An 18978-nucleotide genomic window follows, 5' to 3' on the forward strand; every position below is an offset into this window, starting at 1 on the left:
CCACGCTCCCCGCGTCAGCGCCGATCCATCCCGGTTGTGCCACCCGGCCACCGGTTTCCGCTCCCCGACCCCGAAACGGAGCAGTATGTTCCCGTCCAGTAGCGAACGACGCCGGAGCACGGCCCGCAAGCTGGCGATCTCCGCGGCCGCCATCGTGGTGACCGTCCTCCCCACCGCGTGCGACAGCGCGTACGCCGGATCCCCGAACAACGGGAACGGGGTCTCGATGGGCAGCTCTGGCCACGGCTCCGGAAGCGGTCACGGTTCGGGCGGCGGCCACGGTTCCGGATCCCCGATCGAGACGCGCCCCGTCGTGCCCGCCGGTAACAACTCGGATGATCCCGCCACCGAACCGTCCGACGACGCCGGGGATGCCCCCGAGACCACCGCTCCCGCCCAGCCGGAGGGCGACGACGAGAACGGGTCGAACGGGTCGGGCGACGCGGGAGGATCCGAGGGTTCCGCCGACCCTGACGAGGAGGGCGCCGGTGGTGACAACGGGGACGACGGGGACGCCGAACCCGCGCCGCCGGCCAACAACGGCCTCGACGTCCTCGGCACCGACTGCACCGGGAGCCAGCTCCCGCCGCACGACGGTTTCCAGCTCGCTCCCCGCTGTGTGAGCACCTCCTTCGGCGAGGTGGCGTCGGAGGACAAGAGCCCGTCGCTGCTCATCACGGACGCGCCCCGCAGCGTCGGCGTCAAGGAGAAGTTCACGATCTCGGTGAGCACCCGCAACCTGGTGCGTGACCGGTTCCTCGGTGCCGCGGCGGGTGGTTACTACCTGGAGAGCTCGTTCCTGACGCCGGAGGGCCTGCAGCGCGGGCACTTCCACACCGCCTGCCGGATGCTCTCCAGCACGGACGTGGCGCCCGACGCCGCGCCCGCGCCCGAGTTCTTCCTCGCGACTCAGGACAACGGTGGCGGCGCCGAGCCGGACACCGTGACCGTGACCGTGACCGGCATGCCGACCGCGGGCACCGCACAGTGCGCGGTGTGGGCGGGCGACGGATCGCACCGCCTCCCGATGATGCAGCGGGCCAACCAGACTCCCGCGTTCGACGTGGTCCGCATCACGGTGAAGTAAGCCTGCGGCCGGGCGCTGCTCAGGCGAGGCCGAGGTCGGCCAGCCCGAGCAGCGCCCGGTAGGGCACGTCCTCGGCCTCGATGGCCTCACGAGCGCCGGTGTCGCGGTCGACCACGGTGGCGACACCGGCGACCGTGGCACCGGCCTCCCGGACCGCCCGCACGGCCGTCAGCACGGATGCCCCGGTGGTGGAGGTGTCCTCCACCACGAGGACCCGCCGCCCGGCGATGTCCGGCCCCTCGATGAGCCGCTGCATGCCGTGCTGCTTGATGTCCTTGCGCACCACGAACGCGTCGACCGGTGGGATCTCGGGCACGGCCAGGCGCTCGGCGGCCGCCGCGTGCAGGACGGCGTCGGCCACCGGGTCGGCGCCGAGCGTCAGACCGCCCACGGCGGAGTACTCCCAGTCGGCGGTGAGCACCCGCAGCAGCCGGCCCACCAGCGGTGCGGCCCGGTGCTCGAGCGTGACGCGGCGCAGGTCGACGTAGTACTCGGCCTCGGCGCCGGACGACAGGGTGACGTGTCCGTGCACCACTCCCAGGTCACGGACCAGTGCCGCCAGCTCGTCGCGCTCGGTGTCTGCGTTCATGCGGTCATCCTGGCAAGCGGCGGACCGGACCTCACTGGCGGTGTCGGTCGCCGAGGGCCAGAAGACGCCGCGCCAGCGACCGGGGCAGCAGGTCGACGAGCGCGACGACCGCCTTGTACTGCGGGCTCGGCACCGACACCACCTTTCCCTTGGCCAGGTCGGCCAGGCACTCCTCGACGACGCTCTCCGCGGAGAGCCAGAACGGACCGCTCCGCGTGCCGACGTCCATCCCGGCGCGCTGGTGGAACTCGGTGCGGACGAAGCCGGGGCACAGCGCGAGCGCCCGGACGCCGGTGCCGCTGAGCGAGGCGGCCACCGCTTCGGTGAAGGACGTGACCCACGCCTTGTCCGCGCCGTAGACGGAGCCGCGGCCGGGCAGGAAGCCGGCGACGCTCGAGACGTTGATGACGCCACCGCGACCCCTGTCGACCATGCCCGGCACGGCGGCGACGGTCAGTCTCAGCACAGATGTCACGTTGACGTCGAGCTGGCGCTGCAACGCCGGGCCACCCGCCGCGATCGGATCGTCGTTCGCGGAGGCCGTGTAACCGGCGTTGTTGATCAGCAGGTCCACCGGCACGGCGTCCACATCGGACAGCCTCGCCGCGACCCGGTCGCGCTCCTCGGCGACCGACAGGTCGGCAGGCAGCACCTCGACGGCCACACCGGCAGCCCGGTGGCGGACCGCCGCGGACTCCAGCCGCTCCCGGTCGCGCGCGACGAGCACGAGGTCCCGGCCGTCACGCGCCAGACGGGACGCGAAGGCGGCCCCGATGCCCGAGGTGGCACCGGTGATCAAGGCGGTGGGCACGCCGGGAGCCTACCGGCGAACTATCCGGACATCTCGGCGGAATACGTGCAAACGGGTGGGGCAGACCGGGTCAGCGGCGCCCGACGCCGAGCGACTGCTCCAGTACGGTGGCCACCTCGGCGAGGTCGGCGAGCAGGTCCTGCACCCGCTCCGAGCTGGAACCCAGCGGAGCCGTGGCGAGCACCCACGACTCCTCGGCCCACAGCAGCTCCACGTCGTCGCCGACCTGGTCGCTGGCCTCCGCCAGGCGCGGCGTGATGAGGTGGCGCACGGCATCGGCGTCGGACACGAACGCGTACCGCTCCCCGACCGGCTCCAGCAGGTCGAGCCCTGCGTCGTCCGGGAGCGGGGCCGACGGCAGGCGCAGCTCCACCGCGGCGGGCAGCTGGTCCTGCACCTGGACCGCCACCAGCACGGAGTTCAGCCGCCCTGCCTGCTCGTGGTCGAACACGTAGGCGTGTCGCGGCCCGACGGACGTGGGGACGTCACCACTCATCAGGTTGCGCGCCACACCGGGACCGCCCTGGTGGATCGTCCCGTAGCGCCACCGGCTCGGCAGCACCGGATCGGTGTCGAGGTACTCCCAGCCGTGCGTCGCAGCCCAGCGCTTTCGGTCCTTCGCCCCACCGGGGCCGCCGCGGCGGTCGGCGAACAACAGCGCGGCGCCGAGCAGCAGCGCGATCACGGCGATGACGAACCACACCGTCGACGAGAGGCCCACGGCGGGAGCCTAGACCGATGGTCGCCGAGGTGCGCGGACGCCCGATCACCCGAACGATCCTCGTTCGGGCGGTACATCCTCCCGGGTGAGTCCGGAGCACCCCCGCAGCCGGTTCCGACATTTGGTGTGATCCGGATACCTGCGTCATCCTGATGGTCTCGGTCGGACGGGGGGAACCGTCATGCGAGTCATCATCGTCGGAGCGGGAATCGGGGGCCTCACCACCGCTCTACGGCTGCACCACGACGGCATCGACTGTGTCGTTCACGAGCAGAGCGAGCAGATCCGCGAGCTGGGCGTGGGGATCAACGCGTTGCCACACGCGGTCGAGGAGCTCGCCGGACTCGGGCTGCTCGACCGGCTGGACGACGTGGGGATCCGGACCAAGGAGCTGTTCTACACCCACCGGCTGGGACACGAGATCCTCCGCAGACCGTGCGGCACGGACGCCGGCTTCGCGTTTCCGCAGCTCTCGTTCCACCGGGGGCGGCTGCAGGGCGTGCTGCTCGCAGCGATACGCGAACGACTCGGGGTCGACGCGGTGCGCACCGGGCACCGTCTCGTCGGCTTCGACCAGGACGCGGACGGCGTTCGTGCGCGGTTCGTCGATCCGCACGGCCACAGCCTCGAACCGGTGCACGGTGACGTGCTGGTGGCTGCCGACGGCATCCACTCGACGGTGCGCTCGATCCTGTTCCCGGACGAGGGCGCACCCCGGTGGAACGGGGTACTCATGTGGCGGGGAGCCACCGACTGGCCGGAGTTCGGAACCGGACGCTCGATGATCATCGCCGGCGGCACGGCCGCCAAGCTGGTGATCTATCCGATCGGCCGGGGAGCAACCCCGGGCACCAGGCTCACCAACTGGGCGGTCTGCGTGCTGGCGGGGCGCCCCGGCGACCCGCCGCCCGGGCGGCAGGACTGGTCACGGGCCGCCGACCCGGCCCAGCTGGAACCGCACCTCGACCGGTTCCGGGTCCGGCACGTCGACCACGTGGGTCTCGTCCGGGCCACCGGGGAGTGTCTCGAGTTCCCGATGTGCGACCGGGACCCGCTGCCCCACTGGACCAGGGGACGCGTGACGCTGCTGGGCGACGCCGCCCACCCCATGTACCCGATGGGCTCCAACGGAGCGGGCCAGGCCATCCTCGATGCCACGAGCCTCGGCCACCGGCTGGTGCAGCACGCCGATCCCGCCGACGCGTTGCGCGCGTACGAGGACGACCGGCTGCCCGCCACCAGCGAGGTGGTGCTCCGCAACCGGGTGGGCGGCCCGGAGAGCGTGATCGACGAGGTCGAGCGCCGGGCGCCCGACGGGTTCTCCCGGCTGGAGGACGTGATCGACGCCGCCGAGCTCGAGGCCGTGGTGAGCAGCTACGCGCGGATCTCCGGATCCGCAGGTCAGCAGGCCGACCGGCCCACGACGTGAGCGCAGCCGCTCAGGCCCCTTCCACAGTTCCCGGCGGAAGGAAGTCCACGCCGCAGAGGGCCGACACGCGCACGACCTCGGCCGGGTCCTCGAGGTTGTGCAGCTTGTCGAACAGCTCGGCGAGGCGGCCCGCGGGGCTCACCCAGAACAGCCCTCGGGTGGGTTCCTCGCCGCGGTTGTAGTAGGCGTGCGGCAGGTTCCGCGGCATCCGCACCGTGTCGCCCGGCCCCGCGGTCTCCCACCGGCCGTCGAGATAGAGGGTGAACACGCCGTCGAGAACGTAGATGTGCTCGTCCTGAGTCGGATGGACGTGCGGTGGCACACCGGTACCGGGCGGGTCGAACGTCTCGAACGCGAAGCTCGACTCGCCCGCCGCCTTCATCGAGTAGGTGTGGCCGAGCACGTTCCACACCTTCTTCTGCATGCCCTCGTTCGCGAGCGTGATGCCCGCGGGCAATGGGCCGAGCACGATCTCCTCGCCGGTCATGTCGCCTCCTGGCCGCGGTCACTCACCCTGCAGTTCCCGCCTCAAGGTCTACACCCCGGCGCACGTCAACGGGAGGGTGCTCGGGCCTGGCCCGAGCACCCTCCCGTCAGGTGCGTGAGAAGCCGCCGCCTCAGATGGTGACCGGCAGGGCGCGGCCGACGATCAGACCGCCCATGCCGCCGCTCGCCTCCGGGTCGAGGTCGACCCGGACGGTGTCGCCCTCGCGGATGTCGCCGGACAGCAGCTCCTTCGCGAGCTGGTCACCGATCGCCGACTGCACGAGCCTGCGCAACGGTCGGGCCCCGTAGACGGGGTCGAAGCCGTTCATCGCCAGCCACTCGCGGCCTGCGTCGGAGACCTCCAGCGTGAGCCGGCGCTTCGCCAGCCGCCGCCGCAGCACGTCGAGCTGGATGTCGACGATGTGCGTGAGCTCCTCGGTGGACAGCGCGTGGAAGACCACCACGTCGTCGAGCCGGTTGAGGAACTCCGGCTTGAAGTGCCGCTGCACGACCGCCATGACCGCGTCCTTGCGACCGCGGTCGTCGAGAGCCGGGTCGGTGATCAGCTGCGAGCCGAGGTTGGAGGTCAGCACCAGGATCGTGTTGCGGAAGTCGACCGTGCGGCCCTGGCCGTCGGTCAGCCTGCCGTCGTCGAGCACCTGCAGCAGCGTGTCGAAGACGTCCGAGTGTGCCTTCTCCACCTCGTCGAACAGCACCACCGTGTACGGACGGCGCCGTACGGCCTCGGTGAGCTGCCCGCCCTGGTCGTAGCCCACATATCCGGGCGGGGCGCCGACCAGGCGGGCGACGCTGTGCTTCTCCGAGTACTCGCTCATGTCGATGCGGACCATCGCCCGCTCGTCGTCGAACAGGAACTCGGCCAGCGCCTTCGCCAGCTCGGTCTTGCCCACGCCGGTGGGGCCGAGGAAGAGGAACGACCCGGTGGGCCGGTTCTCGTCGGCGATGCCCGCCCTGGCCCGGCGCACCGCGTCGGACACCGCGCGCACGGCCTCGGTCTGGCCGACCACCCGCTTGCCGAGCTCGTCCTCCATGCGCAGCAGCTTGGCCGTCTCACCCTCGAGCATCCGGCCGGCGGGGATGCCGGTCCATGCGGACACGACGTCGGCCACGTCGTCCGGGCCGACCTCCTCCTTGAGCATCACGTCGGCATCCGGAGCCGTGACGGCCGTGGCCTCCTCCAGCTTCTTCTCCAGCGCCGGGATGCGCCCGTAGCGCAGCTCAGCCGCCTTGCCGAGGTCGCCGTCACGCTCGGCGCGGTCCGACTCCCCGCGCAGCCCCTCGAGCTGCTCCTTGAGCTCACGGACGCTCTCGATCGCGCCCTTCTCGTTCTGCCACCGGGCGGTGAGGGCGGAGAGCTCCTCGCGCTTCTCCGCCAGCTCGGCCCGCAGCGCGTCGAGCCGGTCGCGGGAGGCGGGGTCGTTCTCCTTCTCCAGCGCCATCTCCTCGATCTCCAGCCGGCGCACGGCGCGCTCGACCGAGTCGATCTCCACGGGCCGGGAGTCGATCTCCATGCGCAGCCGCGATGCGGCCTCGTCGACCAGGTCGATCGCCTTGTCGGGGAGGAAGCGCGCGGTGATGTAGCGGTCGGACAGCGTGGCTGCGGCGACCAGCGCGGCGTCGGTGATCCGCACGCCGTGGTGCACCTCGTAGCGCTCCTTGAGCCCGCGCAGGATCCCGATGGTGTCCTCGACGCTGGGCTCGCCGACCAGCACCTGCTGGAAGCGGCGCTCCAGCGCGGCGTCCTTCTCGATGCGCTGGCGATACTCGTCGAGCGTGGTGGCACCGACCAGCCGCAGCTCACCGCGGGCGAGCATCGGCTTGATCATGTTGCCGGCGTCCATCGCACCCTCGCCGGTGGCGCCCGCCCCGACGATCGTGTGCAGCTCATCGATGAAGGTGACGACCTCGCCGGCGCTCTCGGTGATCTCCTTGAGCACGGCCTTGAGCCGCTCCTCGAACTCGCCGCGGTACTTCGCGCCCGCGAGCATCGAACCGAGGTCGAGGGAGATCACCCGCTTGCCGCGCAGCGACTCCGGGACGTCGCCTGCCACGATCCGCTGGGCGAGCCCCTCGACGATCGCGGTCTTCCCGACGCCCGGCTCACCGATCAGCACGGGGTTGTTCTTGGTGCGCCGCGAGAGCACCTGCACCACGCGGCGGATCTCGGTGTCACGGCCGATCACCGGGTCGAGCTCGCCCTTGCGGGCCCGCTCGGTGAGGTCGACGCCGTACTTCTCCAGCGCCTGGTAGGTGCCCTCGGGGTCCGGGCTGGTGACGCGAGATGACCCGCGCACCTTCGCGAACGCCTCCCGCAGCGCGTCCGGCGTGGCGCCGTGGCGGCGCAGCAGGTCGGCGACCGGACCACGCGTGCCGGCCAGCCCGACCAGCAGGTGCTCGGTGGAGACGTACTCGTCGCCCATCTCCGTGGCGAGCTGCTGCGCGGCGGTGATCGCCGCCAGCGCGTCGCGCGACAGCTGCGGTGCACTCACCGTGGCGCCGGCCGCCGATGGCAGCCTGTTGCCCAGCTGTGTGAGCTCGGTGCGCACTACGGCAGGGTCTGCACCCACCGCCGTGAGCAGCGGCACGGCGATCCCATCGCCCTGCGCCAGCAGGGCACCCAGCAAGTGTGTGGGGCCGACATCAGGGTTGCCGGCGAGCGCAGCGGCCTGCACCGCGGCCGAAATGGCCTGCTGCGCCTTGGTGGTGGGGTTGAAGGAGTCCATCCCCTGTTCCTCCTGCATCGTCGCCAGGACACCATCGTGCCCGTCGCTCCGAACAACGTCAGGAAAGTTGAGCCTGTTCCACTCAGCTCTGCTTGTTTTCGCGAGCCGACAGCAGATTCGGACAACTGTGCGCCGAACGGTCCGGCAGCCCCCGGACGGGCGGGACAGGGCCGCCTCGCTGCGAGAAGACCCATCCTCGGGGCAACGGAGGGTCACCAGAGTGCCTCCCGAGCGTTAGGCTTCTCCAGCCAGAGACTCGCCTCCCTCCGCCCCCCGACCATCGAGCAGGAAGAGCCGGCCATTCATGACCGCTGAACAGTTGCTCGCCGCCGACCTCTCCGTCGGTGAGTCCCGCAGCGAGCAGTCCGGGATGGTCGACGTCATCCGGTCCAGTTTCGCAGAGGTCGAGCCGCAGGCCGAGGAGCTCGGGCGACACTTCTACGGCACCCTCTTCCGGATCGCCCCACAGACCCGCGACCTGTTCCCCATCAACATGGAGGTGCAGCGCAGCCGGCTGCTCCGGGCGCTCGTGCACGTCGTCCAGATGGTGGATCAGCCCGACGACCTGATGCCGTTCCTCGAGCAGCTGGGGCGCGACCACCGCAAGTTCGGCGTGCTCGCCCAGCACTACGACGCTGTGGGGGCGGCGCTGATCGGCAGCATCCGCCAGTTCTCCGGTCCCTCGTGGACCGCCGAGATGGAGAACGCCTGGACCGACGCCTACGGGATCGTGGCCAACGCCATGATCGACGCCGCTCAGGCCGAACGCGGTCCGGCGTCCTGGCTGGGCCGGGTGGTCGACCACCAGCGGGTGGGCTGGGACCTCGCGATGATCACCGTGCAGACCAGCGAGCCGATCCCGTACCGGGCGGGCCAGTACCTGAGCGTGGAGACACCCCAGCGGCCGCGCCTGTGGCGTTATCTCTCCCCGGCCAACGCGCCCCGGCCGGACGGCACGCTCGACTTCCACGTGCGCGCCGTCGACGGCGGATGGGTGAGCCGGGCGATCGTCGCCCACTCCCGGATCGGGGACACCTGGCGGATCGGTCCGCCGATGGGCCGCATGCACGTCGACGTCGAGTCGGGACGCGACCTCCTGATGGTCACCGGCGGCACCGGCGTGGCGCCGATCAAGGCATTGCTCGAGGATCTGGCCGCGCGGCCGACCCAGCCTCACACGCAGGTCTTCGTCGGTGGCCGCACGTGGGACGACCTCTACGACTTCCCCAGCCTGCGGCGCCTCTCCTACAGCAACACCTGGCTCGACATCGTCCCAGTCGTCGAGAAGGAGGAGGCGGGCACCGGCGCCGAGCGCGGCACGCTGGCCGACGTGGTCACGCGCTACGGGGCGTGGGCCGACCACGACGTGATGGTCTGCGGCTCGCCGGCGATGATCCGCGCCACCGTGTCCCGGATGCTCGTGGCCGGCACGCCGCTCGACCGCATCCGGTACGACCCGTTCACGATGGACTAGTCCCACTCCCGGCATCGAACGAATGCCTGATCACGCCACGATGAGATCAGGGAGCTGGGCGGCCGTCCTGCCCGACTTGTTGGCGCACATCGTCGACCAGCTGGGACCGGTCGTGCCCGAGCACCTCGCGCTGACCGCGGCCGGACCGCAGGTCGTGCTCTCGACCTCGCAGGATCGACACCGGGTCGTCGCCACGGAGACACTCGGCGTGCCGCCCGATGTCGACCGGGCCGGGTTGGCGGTGGTCGCAACTCACATGCTCGCCGACGTCCAGGATCTGGTGGTCCCGCACCTGCGTGCGCCCTGGCCGGTGACCGGGACCGGACGGGTCACGCACCCCATCGCCGAGCTGGTCGGGACGTCGCTGGAGATGCGCTTCGCGACCCGGGGCGACTCACCGGATGACGTCGTCGCGCTGCGGGCCTACCCGGTGCCGGAGAACCCGCCACGGGTCGTGACCGCGGGCTGACACGCGCCTCGTCACTCCCGGGGCTTCGGCCGCCACACCACGAGGGCCTGGCGGCGGTCCACCGGCACGAGGTCTCGCCGGTACGACGCGTGCACGCTGGCAGCGGCCTGGTCCGCGGCAGCATGAGCGGCCATCAGGTCGTGCGCCATCTCGTCGAGCCGCGCCCGCAGCTCGTCGACGAGCTGCTCGAGCTCGATGATGCGTTTGATGCCCGCGAGGTTCACGCCCTCCTCCTGGGAGAGCCGCTGCACCTCGCGGAGCAGCGCGATGTCGCGAGCCGAGTAGCGACGGCCGCCGCCGGGCGACCGGCCGGGGCTCACGAGCCCCAGCCGGTCGTAACTGCGCAGAGTCTGGGCGTGCAGCCCGGCCAGCTCCGCCGCCACCGAGATGACGAAGACAGGGCTGTCCGGGTTGGCGCCCGGGGGTAGCGCGGGGCCGCCGCCGCTGGTCATCGCCGGCCCCCGAGCAGGTCGGCCCGCGGGTCGAACGACTTGGTGGCCTCGGCGTAGGCCTGCAGCGACTCGGTGGCCGCGTCGTCGAGCGAGCTCGGCACCGCGACCTCCACGGTGACGAGCAGGTCACCGGTCTTGCCGTTCTTGCGCTGCACACCGCGGCCACGCACCCGGAACGTGCGCCCGCTCGACGTGCCCGGGGGGATCCGGAGCGACACGGTGGAGTCGAGCGTGGGCACGGTCAGCGTGCTGCCGAGCACCAGCTCCGGATAGGTGACCGGAACCGTCAGCGTCAGGTCGTCGGCATTGCGCTCCGACCGGCCGAACAGCCGGTGCGGGTTGACGTGCACCTTGACGTACAGGTCACCGGCAGGTGCGCCGCCGCGACCGGGCTCACCCTGGCCCTTGAGCCGGATCTGCTGGCCGTCGGCCACACCGGCCGGAACCCGGACGGTGAGCAGCCGGGTGCGGGTGCTGACGCCGTCGCCTCCGCACTCCGGGCACGGGTCGTCGATGATCCGGCCGGTACCGCGGCAGTCGCGGCACGGCTCGGAGAACGCGAACGCGCCCTGGCTGCGGCTGACCAGGCCGACGCCACCACACGTGGGGCACTGGTGCGGCGTGCTGCCGGGGCGGGCCCCGGTGCCACCACACCGCTCGCACCGACCGGGCGACGACAGCCTCAGCTGCACCTCGGCGCCGCGCACGGCGTCGATGAAGTCGATACGCAGCTCGCTCTCGACGTCGGCGCCGCGCTGGGCACGGGGCCCGGTGGGCCCCGCCCCGGCGCGGTTGCCGAAGATGCCGCCGAGAAGGTCGCCGAGACCCCCGGCCCCACCGGCGCCGGAGCCCCCGGCACCGGTGCGGTTCAACAGGTCGTTCAGGTCGAAGCTCTGGCCACCGGCCGCCCCGGTCCCGAAGCCACCGGGGAAGCCCCCACCGCCTCCGAAACCGCCGCCACCGGCGAAGAGCGCACGCGTCTCGTCGTACTCACGGCGCTTCTTCTCGTCGGACAGCACCCCGTAGGCCTCGGACACGGACTTGAACCGCGCCTCGGCCTTGGCGTCGCCGGGGTTGGCGTCCGGGTGCAGCTCACGCGCGAGCTTCCGGTACGCCTTCTTGATCTCGTCCGCGGACGCGCTTGAGGTGACGCCCAGCTCGCGGTAGAAGTCCTTCTCGATCCAGTCGCGCTGGGTCACTCCGCCTCCTCGCGTCTTCTCAGGGGCCCTGGGTGGGGCCGGGTTCCGTCATGGGCGTCGCATCCGGTTCGGTGGCGGTGCCGTCGTCGGCGCGGTCGGTCACCGCCACCATCGCGGGCCGCAGGACGCGGTCGGCGATGCGGTAGCCGCGGCGGAGCACCGCCGACACCACCGTGACGGTGGGACCGCTGACGTCGCTCGGCTCGTGCTGCACGGCCTCGTGCACGGACGGGTCGAAGGGTTCGCCCTCCAGCCCGAACCACTCCAGGCCGAGCTTCTGCACCACCGAGATCAACTTGTCGGCAACGGCCTTGAACGGACCGTTGAGATCGCCGTGGGCATCCGCCCGCTCCAGGTCGTCGAGCACGGTGAGCAGTTCGGAGACGAACTGCACCCGCGCCCCGACCAGCACGGTCTCGCGGTCGCGGTCGACGCGGCGCCGGTAGTTGGCGTACTCCGCACTGACCCGCTGCAGGTCGGCGGTGCGCTCGGCCACCTGGGCGGCGAGCTCTGCAGCCGCCACCGCGTCCAGGCCCACCTCCGGCGACTCGGCGGGGGCGGCCCCGGCCGGCTCACCGGCCGGGGTCCGCACCTCACCGGTCACCGGATCGATCCGGCGCCGGTCCCGAACCACGACCCGCTCGCCCTCGGCACCGTTCTCGCCGTGTTCGTTGCGGTCGCGATCAGTCACTTCTTGTCCTTCTCCTCGTCGACGATCTCGGCGTCCACGACGTCGTCGTCGGAGCTGTTGCTGCCCTGGGCCTGCCCGGCGTCAGCGCCCGGGTTGGCGGCACCCTCGGCGCCCGGCTGCTGGTACAGCGCGGCGCCCATCTTCTGGGACTCCGTGGCGAGCTTCTCCATCGACGACTTGATGGCGTCGGTATCGGTGCCCTTCAGCGCGGCCTGCGCCTCGCCGAGAGCGGCGTTGACGCCGTCCTTGACGTCGGACGGGAGCTTCTCGTCGTTCTCCTTGACGAACTTCTCCGTCTGGTAGACGAGCGACTCGGCCTGGTTGCGGACCTCGGCCTCCTCGCGGCGCTTCTTGTCCTCCTCGGCGTGCTGCTCGGCCTCGCGCATCATCCGGTCGATCTCGTCCTTGCCCAGGGCGGATCCGCCGGTGATCGTCATGGCCTGGCTCTTGCCGGTGCCCAGGTCCTTGGCCGACACGTTCACGATGCCGTTGGCGTCGATGTCGAAGGAGACCTCGATCTGCGGCACGCCACGCGGGGCGGGCGGCAGGCCGGTCAGCTCGAACATGCCGAGCTTCTTGTTGTAGGACGCGATCTCGCGCTCACCCTGGAACACCTGGATCTGCACGGACGGCTGGTTGTCGTCGGCCGTCGTGAAGATCTCCGACCGCTTGGTGGGGATCGTGGTGTTGCGCTCGATGAGCTTGGTCATCACGCCACCCTTGGTCTCGATGCCCAGGGACAGCGGGGTGACGTCGAGCAGCAGGACGTCCTTGACCTCACCGCGCAGCACACCGGCCTGCAGTGCGGCGCCGACGGCCACGACCTCGTCCGGGTTGACGCCCTTGTTGGGCTCCTTGCCACCGGTGAGCTCCTTCACCAGCTCGGTGACGGCCGGCATGCGGGTGGAACCACCGACGAGCACGACGTGGTCGATGTCGCCGACGGAGATGCCGGCGTCCTTCACGACCTGGTTGAACGGCGCACGAGTGCGGTCGAGCAGGTCGGAGGTGATCCGCTGGAACTCCGCGCGCGACAGCGTCTCGTCGAGGAACAGCGGGTTCTTGTCGGCGTCGACCGTGATGTAAGGCAGGTTGATCGTGGCCGTCGACTGGCTCGACAGCTCGATCTTCGCCTTCTCAGCGGCCTCACGCAGCCGCTGCATCGCCATCTTGTCCTTGGTCAGGTCGATGCCCTGGCTGTTCTTGAACTTGTCGACGAGCCAGGTGATGACCCGCTCGTCCCAGTCGTCGCCACCGAGGTGGTTGTCGCCGTTGGTGGCCTTGACCTCCACGACGCCCTCACCGATCTCCAGCAGCGAGACGTCGAACGTGCCACCACCGAGGTCGAAGACCAGGATGGTCTGCTCCTTCTCGCCCTTGTCCAGCCCGTAGGCCAGAGCGGCGGCGGTGGGCTCGTTGACGATGCGCAGGACGTTGAGGCCCGCGATCTGCCCGGCCTCCTTGGTGGCCTGGCGCTGCGAGTCCTCGAAGTACGCCGGGACGGTGATCACCGCGTCGGTGATCGTCTCACCCAGGTACGACTCGGCGTCGCGCTTCAGCTTCTGCAGCACGCGCGCGCTGATCTCCTGGGCGGAGTACTTCTTCCCGTCGACGTCCGGGGTGGTCCAGCCGGTGCCGATGTGACGCTTGACCGACCGGATGGTCCGGTCGACGTTCGTCACGGCCTGGTTCTTCGCCGACTGTCCGACGAGTACCTCGCCGTTCCGGGCGAAGGCGACGACGGACGGTGTGGTCCGCGCCCCCTCCGAGTTCGCGATGACCGTCGGCTCGCCACCTTCGAGGACGGCGACGACGGAGTTGGTGGTCCCGAGGTCGATGCCGACCGCACGAGCCATGGTGATTGCCTCCGAGTAGCTTGAGTTCGGTTCGCTCAAGTTTTACACGGAACCGGCCGCGCTTGCACAGCGCCCTTGAGCCGATCCCGCTCAACTTGCTGTCCCGTCCAACGCGCCACCGGCCGACCGTGTTCCCGGGACTTCCCCCGAACCACCCCACCGGCCGCTGCGGGCGCCCTACGCTGCCCGCATGATCGCGCCGCGCCCCGGCCCGCACCACGGGCAACTCGACGCCGCCGTCGAGTCCCTCACGCTCCAGGTGGATCGGGACACCGTGCTCCAGGCGCGAGCCGCGCTGCTGGGGGAGGCGTTGCGGCTCCGCGACGCGATCAAGTTTCACGGCGTGGGCATCACCGTTGGCCTCTGTGGCAGAGATCCAGTGTCCGCTGACGCTGCCCACGCTTTCAGCGAGCGAATCGAAGGGTTGGTCGACCACTGCGCCCGCTACACGACCGAGCTTGAGACAGCCGGAGCCCTGCTCGGTGACATCGCCAGGAGCTACGGCTACACAGATGCCGAGATTGCGGCCTCTTTCAGCGCATGACCCGCACTCACACAAACTTTCTCCCCCTTGCGCTCCTCATGCTCGCGCTTACGCTGGTTGCCTGCTCCGTCGATGTGACCGAATCGCCCGTTCCACCCACCAGTAGCGCCGATGTTTTGCCCGCGCGGCCCAGAGAGCTTCCCCTCGAGCAAGGGCTCGATCCTTGCCTGATGCTGACACCGTCGCAGCAGGGACATCTCGACGTAGGTAAGGGGCGTCCCGGAGTTGCCAGTGATGGCTTCAACAGTCCTGCCTGTGTCTGGAGCCGCTTCCCGCAGGAACCACTGGACTCCTATCTCGTGCAGTTGGTGACACAGCAGGGCGCAGAATTCGCTCTCCACAGCACCACCGGGGCCAGAGTCGTCCAGATCGGTGACTTCGCCGCAGTCGAGACTCAACGCGACGAACGCTATCCCGTCGAGTTCCATTGCGTACTACTCATCGATGTAGCGGCGGGACAATCCCTTTGGGTCCAATACGACTACGACGGGGCCACCGTCCCCATGACAAAACAGCTGGCGTGTGACAAGGCCAAGGTGGCGGCCGAGATGGCCGTCCAGACCCTCATCGAGCAGTCGGGCGGGTGACGAGGCATGACCGAGATCGGTTATTACCGCTACGAGGGCTTCGATCTGCGCACCAAGTTCTCCTGGATCAACGGTGCTGTCGGCCTGCAGGCCACCGAACCCGCGCGAATCGGGATGGGCAATCTCGGCAACGCGTTCGTCGCGTCCGACGATGCGATCCGTGGCCTGCTCGCCCCGCTGGGATTGCAGTGGCACGGGCAGGCGGCCGAGGCGACGGCCGGGGCTCTCGCGAGGGCGGCCGACCGGGCAGGCACGGCGGGGCTGGACGGCGGGGCCGGCAGCAGCGCCGTCGCAGGCTACGGCCAGTCGTTCGAGGAGATGCGTCCGAAGATCGCCTGGCAGGACCCGGGGAGCTGGGACTGGTGGGACATGGGTATCGACGTCTACGGCGCCGGGATGCGGACGGCGTTCGGGGACACGTTCGACGTCCAGTCCGACTTCACGGCGACCCTCGAGGAGAACCGCACGCTCGACGCGCGAGCCAACGAGGCGCTCTACAGCCACGAGCAGGTCAGCCGCGAGCGCTTGGAGGCGTTCCCGCTCGTCGAACCGGCGTCGGCACCGACCGTGCCGGGTGCGCCTGGGGGTTCCGGAGCGCCTCCGTTCCCGTCCCCTGGCCCCCTCGGCGCCGATCCCGTCGGCATCGGGCCGGCGAGTGGACCGCCGGCGCCTACCGGCGTTGCGGCACCACCGGGTTCTCCGACGGTGGGGCGGTTCGCACCCGAGACCGTCGGGATCGGTGGCAACGCCGGGACTCCTGCGGTGAGCGGGGCCCAGATTCCCGGTGCCGTCCCGGGTATCGGGCCTGCCGGAGGGCTGCACGCGCCGGGATCATCGCGCCCCGGCTCCACCAACGCCGGGAGCGGCGTCGGCTGGGGCAGCGCAGGCGCCGGCACTCCCGCCCCGGCTTGGGGAGGCAGCGAGCGATTGCCTGCCGGCATCGGCCGAGGCGGCGTCGGGACGAACGGCGCGGCCGGCTTGTCCGCTGGGCCCGGCCGTCCCCTCCCAGCGGGCGGACCGGGTGTCGGCCTCGGCCGGGGCGGCACGAACGGGGGTGAGTTCGCGGGGCGGCTACCCGGGGGATCCGAGCAGTCCGGCGCGGCTCGCCCGGCGGCGGGCGCGGGCGCTGCACCCCCGGGATCGCCGAGGGCGAACGGGGTGAGCGCCGGCGGGCATGCCCCATTCCTGGGCGGCATGGGGGCCGGAGCCGGAGCCGGGCCGACCGAGCACAAGGTCCGGTACTGGATCCCGTCGACCGAGGCCTTCGACGTGGACCTGCCACCACACACCGAGCCGGTCATCGAGGGACGGGACGGCTGACCATGGGTCTCGACTGGACCCGGGCGACCGTTCTGGGCGTCACCGAGTTCGAGATCTCCTGGGAACTGCTCGGTCTGGGGGAGACCCCGCCGCAGCTGGATCCGCCGAGTGCGGGCCGGACCATGGAGGAGCGCCGTCGCATCATCGCTGCCGTCTGTGCGGACTTGCACCGCCGTGGACTGGGCGACGACCGCGGTCCGCACCCGGTGCTCGCCGAGCGGCTGCGGTTGCTCGCCGGGGCCGAGTTGACGCTCGACCTGCGATTCCGCGGCGACACCCTGGTCGCCGGGTTGGCAGCGTGCCAGGCGAACCGCTGCACGCTCGCCGTCCGGCACGGGGCGCAGATCGCGCTGCTCGACGTGCCTGTCGACGCGGCGGCGCCGGCACTCGTCGAGCTGATCGGCCCCGTCACGCCCGGTCCAGGTGCCGTGGTGACGCTGCCGGCGGCGACACTCGACGCTGCCCGATCCGTTGCGCCCGACGATCCGGGCCGGTTCGCCGAAGAGCTCGTGTGGCGAGGCGTTCCCCGGCTCGACGCCGGCCGCCTGGTCCGGATGTGTTCCGGCGTGCGTCAACGCGGGCAGTTCGGAGCCACCGGCCGGCCCGGGGGCGGCCGGCGCCGTCGGGCGCCGTACGTGGTGGGGATGCACCGCACCGACGACGGGCACTTCCGCCAGCTCCGGCGGACCGAATCGGGCACCACCACCGTGACCATCGGGCCGGTGACGGCACAAGGGCTGGTCGACGACCTGGCCGACCTCGCAGGCGCCGTGGTCGGTTCAGGGATCTGAACCGACCACACCCCGCTTTCGGCAGCGGCCTTCAGGTTGGAGCGACGGCTACGCGGCCGCATCCACGCCGACCCGCAGGGAACCGGCGACTCGCGCACCGAAAGGGGCGACTCGTGGGCAGGGAACGGGCGACTCGCGCACCAGGAACGGGCGACTCGCGCGCGGGAAAGGGGCGACTCGCGGGGCAGGGAAGGGCGCTCGAGCACGCCCGGCGGGCGACTCGCGCACGGGGAACGGGCGACTCGCGGGCTTTACAGGGGGGCGGCCGGGCGGGGCTCGATTCGGCCCCCGGAGGCCGGGGGCAGCGGGTCGGCCACCGGTGCCAGTACGCGGTGGTTCTCCGGGTCGGGCACCACCTCGTCGGCGCTGTTGCGGTACTCCAGCTGTCCGTCCGGGCCGAGGTCGGCCACGTAGCCCGCAGCGGCGAGCTGCTCCTCGTCCAGATCGACCAGCAGCTCCCAGCGGCTCGGCACCACCATGTAGTCGGGCCAGGGCAGGTGGCCGTAGGCGTCGTGCAGGTCGGCGAGCAGCCCGACGAACACCTGCTGCCAGCGCAGCGGCATCGACTGGGCCAGCGAGCGCGGCACCACGAGATGGTCGTCGGTGGCGCCCGGTGCGGGCCCGTCGAGGTAGTCCTGCAGTGGCGTGGTGGACGCCGGAACGAAGGGTTCGGGGGGCATTGCTACTCCTGCTCGTACGTGGCCGCCGACCACGACCCTAGGCACGGTTCGGTGTGGTGCCGGGCCGAGTGGCCAGCGGCACGAGCTCCGCATAGTCCCACGGCACCGGCCGCACTCTGACGGATTGTCCGGTGTAGGGCGCCTCCACCATCTGCCCGTTGCCCATGTAGAGCACCACGTGATGGATGGTGGCCGGGTCCGACGGATCGGTGGCGTAGAAGAGCAGGTCACCGGGCTGTGCCTGAGCGACCGGCACGTGGCCACCGGCGTAGAACTGCTGCCTCGACACTCGGGGCAGGTTGATCCCGGCGGCCTGGAAGGCGCGCAGCATCAACCCGGAACAGTCATAGGTGTTGGGTCCGGTCGCACCCCACACGTACGGCTTCCCGACCTCCTTGAGCGCGAAGGCGATGGCCGCGCCCGCTGCGCCGTCGGGAAGCACGCTGGTCTGCCCGCACCCCGCCGGGTCGGACACGTCGGCCAACTGCTTCACGAGATCGGCGGCCAGGCCCTCCCACTTGGCGTACGCGTCGGGGAACGCCGAGCGCTGGACGGTCTGCGCCGCCACCGTGACGGGCATGTCGGCCCACCCCGGCACCGCCAGGAGTCGCTGGATGAAGATCGTGGTGCTGTACGTCGGATCGGTGACCTGGGACGGCGACCCCCAACCTTGGGACGGGCGCTGCTGGAAGAGCCCCAGCGAGTCCCGGTCGCCGTAGTTGATGTTGCGCAGGGTGGACTCCTGCATGGCCGTGGCGAGCGCGACGAGCCACGCCCGCGGCGGAGCCCCCAGGTTGCGGGCGACCTGGATGATCGTGGCGGCGTTGCGCCGCTGGTCATCGCTCAGGTCGGCGGCCCGCAGCGGCGCCCGGCCACTCGCGAGAGGGCTCGAGTCCAGCCCGGCGTCACACGGTCCGTACGACGCGGACTGGCCGCCTCCCCCGCCCGTGCTGAACGCGATGAAGCCGATGCCCAGGAAGAGACCGAGCGCGGCGGCGATCGCCACGAACGGGACGAGGAGCCGCAGCGGCCGCAGGACGTTCATTGC

Annotated in this window: 19 protein-coding genes; 8 read left to right on the top strand and 11 right to left on the bottom strand. The window is 71.1% G+C overall.

What is annotated here, in order from left to right; translation table 11 throughout:
• The first annotated feature begins 85 nt into the window (after nt 1-85).
• Complete coding sequence (locus ACQPZA_RS36380; protein WP_433277049.1) at nt 86-1087, top strand: hypothetical protein; 1002 nt, start codon at nt 86-88, stop codon at nt 1085-1087.
• A 19-nt stretch (nt 1088-1106) separates the two neighbouring features.
• On the opposite strand, the gene pyrE is transcribed toward ACQPZA_RS36380, so the two are convergent.
• The 3 genes from pyrE to ACQPZA_RS36395 all read right to left on the bottom strand — a co-directional run bounded on the left by pyrE (nt 1107) and on the right by ACQPZA_RS36395 (nt 3208).
• On the bottom strand, nt 1107-1676 hold the full coding sequence (gene pyrE, locus ACQPZA_RS36385; RefSeq protein WP_433277050.1) for an orotate phosphoribosyltransferase: 570 nt from the start codon (nt 1674-1676) through the stop codon (nt 1107-1109).
• A gap of 31 nt (nt 1677-1707) precedes the next feature.
• Nucleotides 1708-2487 (bottom strand): SDR family NAD(P)-dependent oxidoreductase, encoded by a 780-nt coding sequence (locus ACQPZA_RS36390; RefSeq protein ID WP_433277052.1) that lies wholly within the window; start codon nt 2485-2487, stop codon nt 1708-1710.
• A gap of 70 nt (nt 2488-2557) precedes the next feature.
• Nucleotides 2558-3208, bottom strand: a complete 651-nt coding sequence (locus ACQPZA_RS36395) for a hypothetical protein (protein ID WP_169399255.1) — start codon at nt 3206-3208, stop codon at nt 2558-2560.
• Nucleotides 3209-3389: 181 nt separating this feature from the next.
• On the opposite strand from ACQPZA_RS36395, the gene ACQPZA_RS36400 reads away from it, so the two are divergent.
• A complete protein-coding gene (locus tag ACQPZA_RS36400; RefSeq protein WP_433277054.1) occupies nt 3390-4637 on the top strand; it encodes a flavin-dependent oxidoreductase in 1248 nt (415 codons plus the stop codon).
• 10 nt (nt 4638-4647) lie between these two features.
• Here the strand turns inward: ACQPZA_RS36400 and ACQPZA_RS36405 are convergent, their stop codons facing one another.
• Entirely contained in the window at nt 4648-5124 is a 477-nt protein-coding gene (locus ACQPZA_RS36405; protein WP_169399253.1) for a cupin domain-containing protein, read from the bottom strand.
• A gap of 130 nt (nt 5125-5254) precedes the next feature.
• Entirely contained in the window at nt 5255-7867 is a 2613-nt protein-coding gene (gene clpB, locus ACQPZA_RS36410; protein ID WP_169399263.1) for an ATP-dependent chaperone ClpB, read from the bottom strand.
• A gap of 370 nt (nt 7868-8237) precedes the next feature.
• Between clpB and ACQPZA_RS36415 the strand changes: the two genes are divergently transcribed.
• Both ACQPZA_RS36415 and ACQPZA_RS36420 read left to right on the top strand, forming a co-directional pair.
• A complete protein-coding gene (locus ACQPZA_RS36415) occupies nt 8238-9341 on the top strand; it encodes a globin domain-containing protein (RefSeq protein WP_433283130.1) in 1104 nt (367 codons plus the stop codon).
• Between the two features lie 40 nt (nt 9342-9381).
• On the top strand, nt 9382-9810 hold the full coding sequence (locus ACQPZA_RS36420) for a hypothetical protein (RefSeq protein ID WP_433277056.1): 429 nt from the start codon (nt 9382-9384) through the stop codon (nt 9808-9810).
• Between the two features lie 11 nt (nt 9811-9821).
• Here the strand turns inward: ACQPZA_RS36420 and ACQPZA_RS36425 are convergent, their stop codons facing one another.
• The 4 genes from ACQPZA_RS36425 to dnaK are packed head-to-tail and all read right to left on the bottom strand — an operon-like array spanning nt 9822 to nt 14008.
• Nucleotides 9822-10262 (bottom strand): heat shock protein transcriptional repressor HspR, encoded by a 441-nt coding sequence (locus ACQPZA_RS36425; protein ID WP_433277058.1) that lies wholly within the window; start codon nt 10260-10262, stop codon nt 9822-9824.
• Nucleotides 10259-11461: a molecular chaperone DnaJ gene (gene dnaJ / locus ACQPZA_RS36430; protein WP_169399249.1), complete on the bottom strand. Its 1203-nt coding sequence runs from the start codon at nt 11459-11461 to the stop codon at nt 10259-10261. The genes ACQPZA_RS36425 and dnaJ overlap by 4 nt, the downstream gene beginning before the upstream one ends.
• Before the next feature lie 19 nt (nt 11462-11480).
• Nucleotides 11481-12152, bottom strand: coding sequence for a nucleotide exchange factor GrpE (gene grpE / locus ACQPZA_RS36435; RefSeq protein WP_433277060.1), 672 nt, complete (start codon nt 12150-12152; stop codon nt 11481-11483).
• Nucleotides 12149-14008: a molecular chaperone DnaK gene (gene dnaK, locus ACQPZA_RS36440; protein WP_169399247.1), complete on the bottom strand. Its 1860-nt coding sequence runs from the start codon at nt 14006-14008 to the stop codon at nt 12149-12151. The genes grpE and dnaK overlap by 4 nt, the downstream gene beginning before the upstream one ends.
• A 190-nt stretch (nt 14009-14198) precedes the next feature.
• On the opposite strand from dnaK, the gene ACQPZA_RS36445 reads away from it, so the two are divergent.
• The 4 genes from ACQPZA_RS36445 to ACQPZA_RS36460 are packed head-to-tail and all read left to right on the top strand — an operon-like array spanning nt 14199 to nt 17250.
• Nucleotides 14199-14552, top strand: a complete 354-nt coding sequence (locus ACQPZA_RS36445) for a hypothetical protein (RefSeq protein ID WP_433277063.1) — start codon at nt 14199-14201, stop codon at nt 14550-14552.
• Nucleotides 14549-15139 (top strand): DUF3558 domain-containing protein, encoded by a 591-nt coding sequence (locus tag ACQPZA_RS36450; RefSeq protein ID WP_433277065.1) that lies wholly within the window; start codon nt 14549-14551, stop codon nt 15137-15139. Before ACQPZA_RS36445 ends, ACQPZA_RS36450 begins: the two co-directional genes overlap by 4 nt.
• 6 nt (nt 15140-15145) lie before the next feature.
• Nucleotides 15146-16459 (top strand): hypothetical protein, encoded by a 1314-nt coding sequence (locus tag ACQPZA_RS36455; RefSeq protein ID WP_433277066.1) that lies wholly within the window; start codon nt 15146-15148, stop codon nt 16457-16459.
• Nucleotides 16460-16461: 2 nt separating this feature from the next.
• Nucleotides 16462-17250, top strand: coding sequence for an ESX secretion-associated protein EspG (locus ACQPZA_RS36460; protein ID WP_433277068.1), 789 nt, complete (start codon nt 16462-16464; stop codon nt 17248-17250).
• A 251-nt stretch (nt 17251-17501) separates the two neighbouring features.
• Here the strand turns inward: ACQPZA_RS36460 and ACQPZA_RS36465 are convergent, their stop codons facing one another.
• Nucleotides 17502-17930, bottom strand: a complete 429-nt coding sequence (locus ACQPZA_RS36465; protein WP_433277070.1) for a hypothetical protein — start codon at nt 17928-17930, stop codon at nt 17502-17504.
• 37 nt (nt 17931-17967) lie between these two features.
• Nucleotides 17968-18975 carry a C40 family peptidase gene (locus ACQPZA_RS36470; RefSeq protein ID WP_433277072.1) on the bottom strand — a complete coding sequence of 336 codons (1008 nt, stop codon included), beginning with the start codon at nt 18973-18975 and terminating at the stop codon, nt 17968-17970.
• Nucleotides 18976-18978 lie beyond the last annotated feature (3 nt).

The sequence above is a fragment of the Pseudonocardia xinjiangensis genome (assembly GCF_050948425.1).
In the GTDB taxonomy this organism is placed as follows: Bacteria; Actinomycetota; Actinomycetes; order Mycobacteriales; family Pseudonocardiaceae; genus Pseudonocardia; species Pseudonocardia xinjiangensis.

What these genes read in the sequence shown, in the direction of transcription:
- ACQPZA_RS36380 (WP_433277049.1), top strand. Translation starts at nt 86, where the DNA reads ATGTTCCCGTCCAGTAGCGAACGACGCCGGAGCACGGCCCGCAAGCTG.
- pyrE (WP_433277050.1), bottom strand. Translation starts at nt 1,676, where the DNA reads ATGAACGCAGACACCGAGCGCGACGAGCTGGCGGCACTGGTCCGTGAC.
- ACQPZA_RS36400 (WP_433277054.1), top strand. Translation starts at nt 3,390, where the DNA reads ATGCGAGTCATCATCGTCGGAGCGGGAATCGGGGGCCTCACCACCGCT.
- ACQPZA_RS36405 (WP_169399253.1), bottom strand. Translation starts at nt 5,124, where the DNA reads ATGACCGGCGAGGAGATCGTGCTCGGCCCATTGCCCGCGGGCATCACG.
- clpB (WP_169399263.1), bottom strand. Translation starts at nt 7,867, where the DNA reads ATGGACTCCTTCAACCCCACCACCAAGGCGCAGCAGGCCATTTCGGCC.
- ACQPZA_RS36415 (WP_433283130.1), top strand. Translation starts at nt 8,238, where the DNA reads ATGGTCGACGTCATCCGGTCCAGTTTCGCAGAGGTCGAGCCGCAGGCC.
- ACQPZA_RS36420 (WP_433277056.1), top strand. Translation starts at nt 9,382, where the DNA reads ATGAGATCAGGGAGCTGGGCGGCCGTCCTGCCCGACTTGTTGGCGCAC.
- ACQPZA_RS36425 (WP_433277058.1), bottom strand. Translation starts at nt 10,262, where the DNA reads ATGACCAGCGGCGGCGGCCCCGCGCTACCCCCGGGCGCCAACCCGGAC.
- dnaK (WP_169399247.1), bottom strand. Translation starts at nt 14,008, where the DNA reads ATGGCTCGTGCGGTCGGCATCGACCTCGGGACCACCAACTCCGTCGTC.
- ACQPZA_RS36445 (WP_433277063.1), top strand. Translation starts at nt 14,199, where the DNA reads ATGATCGCGCCGCGCCCCGGCCCGCACCACGGGCAACTCGACGCCGCC.
- ACQPZA_RS36450 (WP_433277065.1), top strand. Translation starts at nt 14,549, where the DNA reads ATGACCCGCACTCACACAAACTTTCTCCCCCTTGCGCTCCTCATGCTC.
- ACQPZA_RS36455 (WP_433277066.1), top strand. Translation starts at nt 15,146, where the DNA reads ATGACCGAGATCGGTTATTACCGCTACGAGGGCTTCGATCTGCGCACC.
- ACQPZA_RS36460 (WP_433277068.1), top strand. Translation starts at nt 16,462, where the DNA reads ATGGGTCTCGACTGGACCCGGGCGACCGTTCTGGGCGTCACCGAGTTC.
- ACQPZA_RS36465 (WP_433277070.1), bottom strand. Translation starts at nt 17,930, where the DNA reads ATGCCCCCCGAACCCTTCGTTCCGGCGTCCACCACGCCACTGCAGGAC.
- ACQPZA_RS36470 (WP_433277072.1), bottom strand. Translation starts at nt 18,975, where the DNA reads ATGAACGTCCTGCGGCCGCTGCGGCTCCTCGTCCCGTTCGTGGCGATC.